Consider the following 2,116-nt stretch of genomic DNA (forward strand, 5'->3'; position numbering starts at 1 on the left):
CGCAGCCGGGCGCCGGGTCGGGAGACGTCGGCCGAGGAGACCGAGGCGGGCGGGCGGGTCAGGACGACCGTGAGGACGTCGACGAGAGCCGCCGTGACGGTGAGCCAGTGCTCGGCCGGCGACGGCACGAGCACCAGCCGCTCGAGATCGATGCCGATGCCCGCCGCGGCCTCGGCTCCGAACTCGGGCACGCCCACGACCCCGCACCAGGCGCCCTCGGCCGAGGGGCCGGCGAGCAGCCCCATCGCCAGGCTCAGCGACCCGTCGACGGAGTACGCGGCTCCCTGCTTCAGGGTTCCGCCGGGCAGCGCCGCGGCGAAGGCGGGCAGGGTCGCCAGGCTCTTCGTCTCGAGCGTCGTCGCCTGCATGTCGCGGATGCGCGACTGCAGCTCCTTCACCGAGGCGAGCTGGCGCAGCAGCGGCTCCGCGGCCTCGGCCGTCCCCTCGGAGAGGGTGGAGGAGGAGGCTGTCATCTGCCCATGTTCGAACATGTGTTCGAGTATGTCAATCGCCACCGACATCCGCGGCGGGGTCCTCGAAGACTACGTCCGAGCACCGTCATCGGCGCCTGTGGAGGACCGGCGGAGGCCCCGGGGATCGGCGCGAGGACCACCCGCTCTACCATGGGGGCCATGCCCGACGCCCTGCCCGAGTCCGCCGCCGCCTCCATCGCCGAGCAGGTCGCCCCGCCGCGCCGGCGCACCCTGGTGGTCAAGATGGGCTCCAGCTCGGTGACCAAGCAGTCCGGACCCGATCCCGTCCTGCTCGCGAACGCTCTCGAGAGCGCCTTCACCGCGCGCGGTCTCGGCTGGGACGTCGTGCTCGTCTCCTCCGGCGCGGTCTCCTCGGGCCGCGCCCTCTTCGCCCGCTCCCAGGACGAGCCGATCAGCTCCCGGCTGGCCGCCGCCGTCGGCCAGACCGTGCTCATGGGCTTCTACCGCTCGGTCGCCGAGCTCTCGGGCGCCCTCGTCGCCCAGATCCTGATCGGCGAGTCCGACCTCGCGTCGCCCCGTCAGATGTCCCACGTCGCGGAGGCGATCCGCCACGCCCTCGACGCCGGTGTCGTCCCGATCGTGAACGGCAACGACACCATCGACTCCGCAGGGTCCGACAACGACGGGGTGGCCGGCGGCCTGGCGATGCTCCTCGGAGCCGATCTCCTGCTCCTGCTCACCGATGTTCCCGGCGTCTTCGCCGGCAGCATCGCGGAGGGCGTCCACCTCGAGGAGCTGGGCATCGCGGAGCTGCGCGGCATCGGCGTGCAGAAGGGCGGCACCGGTCGGGGCGGCATCCGCTCCAAGCTCAAGGCCGCCGAGCTCGCCGCCCACAACGGCGTCTCGACGCGCATCGCCGGAGCCCGGACCCCCGACGTGATCCTGGGCGCGATCGACGGGCCGGGCCCCGGCACCCTCGTCCGCGCGGTGCACGGGCACCCCGGTGTGGAGCAGCGCTGGATCTCGGGTGTGGCCACGGCGAGGGGGCGCGTCGAGATCAACCTCGAGGCCGAGCGGAGCATCGACTCGGGCTCCAGCCTCTTCGCCTCGGGCATCAAGCGGGTGTCGGGTGATTTCAGCGGGGGAGACGTCATCGAGGTGCGCGCCCTGAGCGGTGAGCTCCTCGCCCGGGGAGTGACCAGGGTCTCCTCCCGCCTGCTCACGCTGGTGCGGGCCCTGCGCGTCGACGAGATCGCCCGCGTCTTCGTCGCGGTCCTCGCCCACGCCGCAGCGGGAGGCGCACCGGCCGCCGCCGTCGACGGCGAGCGCCCCCAGCTCGCCCGGGCTCTGGAGTACACCCGCGGGCTCTCCTCCGAGCACGCCCGAGCCGTCGCGATGGAGATCGTCGGGCTGTTCCCCGCCGAGAGCATCTCGGCGCTCCTGGGGCTCGGAGCGGAGGAGGGCGAGCTGGTCGAGCGCTACACGCGCCTCGTGCGCACCCTCGCCATCGTCGAGAACCAGCACCTGTCGGTGTTCAAGGACTGAGCGTCGAGGCGGCGCTTCACGCCAGGCGCGCGGGTCGTTCCGCGCCACTGCGTCGTGATCGCGGCTCCTGCGTGTCTCTCTGGTGAGGCACCGATTCCGGGTGCCCCGATCGATCGGACCGCCATGAGCCCCACGTC

2 protein-coding genes are annotated in these 2,116 nt (G+C 73.0%); one reads left to right on the forward strand and one right to left on the reverse strand.

The window, feature by feature from the left end; all coding sequences use genetic code 11:
- A partial coding sequence (gene imuA', locus NB037_RS19155; RefSeq protein WP_504972500.1) for a DnaE2-dependent mutagenesis accessory factor ImuA' occupies nucleotides 1–473 on the reverse strand: 473 nt, incomplete at its 3' end.
- Nucleotides 474–632: 159 nt separating this feature from the next.
- On the opposite strand from imuA', the gene proB reads away from it, so the two are divergent.
- Entirely contained in the window at nucleotides 633–1,979 is a 1,347-nt protein-coding gene (gene proB, locus NB037_RS19160; RefSeq protein WP_251948633.1) for a glutamate 5-kinase, read from the forward strand.
- Nucleotides 1,980–2,116 lie beyond the last annotated feature (137 nt).

This window comes from Rathayibacter rubneri (assembly GCF_023743255.1).
Lineage (GTDB): Bacteria > Actinomycetota > Actinomycetes > Actinomycetales > Microbacteriaceae > Rathayibacter > Rathayibacter rubneri.